Origin of the sequence: Limnofasciculus baicalensis BBK-W-15 (assembly GCF_024178385.1) — a bacterium.
GTDB classification, from domain to species: Bacteria; Cyanobacteriota; Cyanobacteriia; order Cyanobacteriales; family Coleofasciculaceae; genus Limnofasciculus; species Limnofasciculus baicalensis.
Window position 1 is genome coordinate 1 of the sequence record NZ_JAMZMM010000427.1, and the last position, 4,635, is coordinate 4,635.

General features: G+C 44.1%; 4 protein-coding genes. All 4 read right to left on the reverse strand.

Translation table 11 applies throughout. The features are described from left to right. Positions 1-1,569: response regulator (locus NJ959_RS25905; RefSeq protein WP_254014643.1), on the reverse strand; the 1,569-nt coding region annotated here is incomplete at its 3' end. Between the two features lie 576 nt (positions 1,570-2,145). Beyond that, complete coding sequence (locus NJ959_RS25910) at positions 2,146-2,367, reverse strand: hypothetical protein (protein WP_254014644.1); 222 nt, start codon at positions 2,365-2,367, stop codon at positions 2,146-2,148. A gap of 258 nt (positions 2,368-2,625) precedes the next feature. After that, a complete protein-coding gene (trxA, locus tag NJ959_RS25915) occupies positions 2,626-2,949 on the reverse strand; it encodes a thioredoxin (protein WP_254014645.1) in 324 nt (107 codons plus the stop codon). 481 nt (positions 2,950-3,430) lie between these two features. Further along, on the reverse strand, positions 3,431-4,594 hold the full coding sequence (locus tag NJ959_RS25920) for a GuaB3 family IMP dehydrogenase-related protein (protein ID WP_254014646.1): 1,164 nt from the start codon (positions 4,592-4,594) through the stop codon (positions 3,431-3,433). Positions 4,595-4,635 lie beyond the last annotated feature (41 nt).

Sequence of the window (4,635 nt, forward strand, 5' to 3'; positions counted from 1 at the left end):
CAATCCCCACTCCCCAATCCCCAATCCCACAAGTAGCCTAACTCTGCCCTTTTGTGTAAATTTAATGCCATTATCCAGTAAATTAATCAGAATCTGACGCAATTTACCTTCGTCAGTTTTCACATATTGGGGAACCTCCTCTCGCCGCTCGATTATGAGTTGTAAACCCTTGGAGCGAGCTTTAAGTTGGAACATTTCTTCCATGGTATTTAGCAGGTGATATAAATCGAAACTGTCTTCATTAAATGTCAGTTTACCTGCTTCAATTTTTGACATTTCCAGAATATCGTTGATTAACTCTAGCAAATGTTCTCCAGAAGAAATGATAATATCGAGATATTCTCGCTGCTCTTTAGCAAGATTTGGATTATGAAGGAGGAGTTGAGTAAAACCAAGAATAGCGTTGAGAGGAGTACGGAGTTCATGACTCATATTCGCGAGGAACTCACTTTTGGCACGGTTAGCCACTTCTGCCACTTCTTTAGCTTCTCTGAGTTGAGATGCCTGCTTTTGAGTCTGTGCTAGTAATTCTACTTGTTGCAAAGCAACTCCTAGCTGTGTCCCAATCTGATTTACTATATTGATTTCTGCGGCTTTCCATTGGCGGGGTGCTGAATTTTGATAACTTGCCAGAAAGCCCCAAATTTTACTGCCACAGAAAATAGGAACACTAATGTAGGCTCTAGCTTGAAATGTCTCTAATAAAGTGATGTAATCAGATTGAAATCCAGCCAGATAGATGTCTGGTACACACGAAGAATTAGCACAAAGGTTCCCCTTCCTAGCAATTTCTGTTAGATAAGTATCTTGTCCTGAATCATTTTTAATATCCCAGGTTTTTGGAGTGGAATGTTCATTCTGGGTATTGGTGTTATGAGTTTTTTTCTCCACTAGAGGCATCCAACCATTTACCACTGACTCAGAGACAAACTCTCCACCCCAGTCAGAATTAAACCTATAGATAGCGACGCGATCGCATTTTAGCAATTGCTGCAATTCTTGAGTTGTCGCACCAAAAATTGTCTCAAGATGGAGCGTCTGCCGCATCCGTTGAATCAATTGACTGAGAGCCTGCTCCCGGTTAGCACTCTGCCGCAAAGCTTCTTCAACCTCCTGACGCACCCGAATCTCTTGTTGAAGTCGTACATTCTCCTCAGTGAGTTGCCGAGAAAGCCGACGGATACTCAACTGATGCTCAACACGAGCTAAAACCTCTTGAAATTGAAAAGGTTTACTAATGTAATCCACACCGCCGTGAGCAAAGGCTTTCACCTTGTCGATAGCAGTATTGAGGGCGCTGATAAAAATAACCGGAATATCCTTTGTTGTTTGAGAAGCTTTCAAGTGGCTGCAAACTTCATAACCATCCATGTCCGGCATCATAATATCCAGTAAAATCAAGTCAGGAGAATTTGACTCAACCGATTGGAGAGCCAGTGGTCCGCTAGATGCTACCTGTACTTTATACCCTTGCCTGGAGAGAATTCCGGCTAAAAGCATCAAATTGGCAGAGGTATCATCAACGGCTAGTATATTCCCTTTGGATGGAGTAATTGATTCCTGGCTCATATTTAACTTTTGCTTGGTTGGATGGAAACGAATCACCACTGGAATTAAAATATCTTAGCCAAAGACTCTAGAGTCTTTGGCTAGCCAAACTTATGGGTTGTAGCTTTGAGGGATGAGGAGTGCAGCACAACGATTAACTCTCCAGGATTAAATAATCCAACTCCTCTAACAAATCTGCTCCAGTTAGGCTCAGTAATACGCCTAACGCCGCTTCTAAAAATCTAGGTTTACCTAGATAAACTCAACGGTATAAGTTTCTTAAGCAATCTTTTAAGCGTGCTTGCGCTTAAGAGATGCCGAGGTTGGCCAGAAAATCCCAGCTAGAGACGGTATAATAATCATGTCTTTGATTAATACCGGACTGCTCGAGCTTTTTATTCAGTTGATGCCACAGGCTCCAGACGTGCTTAGTTGACTTCACATCAACAAAGGCGGTTAAGGAGTCTGGTATCTTTTCGCTTAATCTCATCCCTCGACGGGCGATCGCTAGGGCTGCCGCCGAGTCACTAGCCAAGCCAAAAAACCTCAGATATGTAACTAAATCAATTATACTAGAACAGGCAGGATTGACTGTTATTAATTCAATCCCTTAATAATACGGTAAGTTGTTTGGAGATGGGTATTCCATTTGGATTTGTTAAATTCAGTTTTCGACAACAAAAGATTTACTGTCTCACATACAGCAGAGCGAAAGATTGGGGCGTAAGCGCTCAAAAATATTTCTAGATGAGTTTTGCCGATGGCATTCAACTCATCTATCGGTGTTGGGAGTGCTTTGCCGTATGTGAGAGTGGTCATAAAGCGCAATTTTTGAGTCAACCTGACTTTATCTCTATATATTAACCCGATTAGTGTTTGTATTTTAGATCTAGTTACTAACTAGCATAAATGCCGATCCAAATGAGGTCATTTACAAAGCAAATCTTAAGAGCCTAATTCATGTAATTTGTAGGTTTGGTCAAGGTAACGAGACCCAACTCGCACCAAATAAATGTTGGGTTTCGCTCCTCTCAACCCAACCTACAGGAGCTTAATCTTTACTTTATAAATCAGCTCTTAGAGGTATTTTTCTAGGGTATTTGACAGAGTTGTTTTGGGCACTGCACCTACTACCATATCAACCCGCTGTCCCCCCTTGAAAATCATCAATGTAGGGATGCTGCGGATACCGTACTGGCTCGCTATCTGTGGATTCTCGTCGGTATTCAGCTTAACGACCTTAATTTGGCCTTCGTACTGCACCGCGATTTCATCAACAACTGGTGCCACCATCCTGCAAGGGCCGCACCAGGGTGCCCAAAAATCTACTAAAACGGGAACTTCACTCTCAAGTACGTCTTGCTTAAAACTGGCGTCTGTAACTGGTTGGGCGGTTGACATGCCTGGAAATCCTTGCCTGTACTCGTTATTTATTAGGTAGATTTTACCACAGCGAAAACCGTGCTTTTCTCTCTGAAACAGTATATCTTTGACGTACTCATGAAGGCGGCTCTCAACTTCGTCTCGGCAGACAGGAGTTAGGCGGGCAATGGGGAGTGGGGGCTATTTAGCCCCTAGGCTCTTACCTTTTACCCGTAAAAGGAACCGCCCGAACATTGTCCGGGCGGAGTGTGGTGTGAGGAGTGAACGGAAACATGCGTCTCCGCTTCCTCTATTGTAAACGACAGATTTAGTTTTGCGACTAATCCTTAAATCAGTCCATAAATTCTTAATCTTTGACCGAAGCATCTGCCAAGGAACTGGGATTGATTAGCTAAGGAACTGGGATTGGGGATTCGCAAAACTGATACTGGTAGGGTGGCAACGATCAGTAAAACTCTACAGGTAGTGTTTCAGTGAGAAATTTGCCTAAATATTGAAGTTATTTCCCCATACCCAACTGTTGCGCTTTCTGGTAAAGTTTTCCTTCTGTCAGGAGAGAGGGAGCAATCACTACTTCAACTTGCTGCATTTCTTTAATGTTTTTGGCTCCTAATGTCCCCATACTGGTTTTCAATGCTCCTAATAGATTATGAGTGCCGTCATCCATTTGAGCTGGTCCAGTCAGGATTTCCTTTAAAGTGCCAGTGCTACCCACCTGGATACGAGTACCCCGTGGCAAGACTGGGCTAGGGGTTGCCATACCCCAATGGAATCCTCTTCCCGGTGCTTCTTTGGCACGGGCAAAGGGGGAGCCAATCATTACGCCATCAGCACCACAGGCGATACATTTACAGATATCTCCGCCTGTAATCAAACCGCCATCGGCAATTACGGGAATATATTTGCCACTTTCTTGATAGTAGTCATCGCGGGCGGCAGCACAGTCAGCAACGGCTGTGGCTTGAGGAATACCTACACCCAAAACACCGCGAGAGGTACAAGCCGCACCGGGACCAATCCCTACCATTACTGCCGCTGCACCCGCTTTCATTAAGTCGAGAGTAACTTCGTAAGTGACGCAATTTCCCAAGATGACTGGCATGGGCATGTTTTGGCAGAATTGGGCTAAATCTAGGGGTATGACTGACTCTGGAGAAAGGTGAGCGGTAGATACTACAGTTGCCTGGATGAAGCATAAATCTGCACCAGCCGCCGCGACAATATCTCCGTATTTGGTAGCACCGAAAGGGGTTAAACTGACAGCGGCTATTCCACCTTGCTCTTTAATTTCCCGAATCCGCAGGGCAATCAGTTCTGGTTTAATTGGTTCAGCATACAATTCCTGCATCAGATTAACAAACTCTGATTTCCCAACGGAGACGATCCGATCTAGGATTGGGTTGGGATCGGGATAACGAGTTTGAATCCCTTCTAAGTTTAAAACACCTATTGCTCCCATCTGAGATAGGAGAACAGCCATCTTTACATCTACTACTCCATCCATAGCACTGGCAAGAATGGGAATTTCCCGTTCGATACCCCCGATACTCCAGCGAGTGTCTGCCAAGCTGGGATCGAGGGTTCTTTGTCCGGGTACTAGTGCGATTTCATCAATACCGTAGGCTCTTCGAGCAGTTTTGCCTCGTCCAATTTCAATATTCACGCTTCTGTATTTGTTCCTAAGACTATTTTAAGATAGGTTAC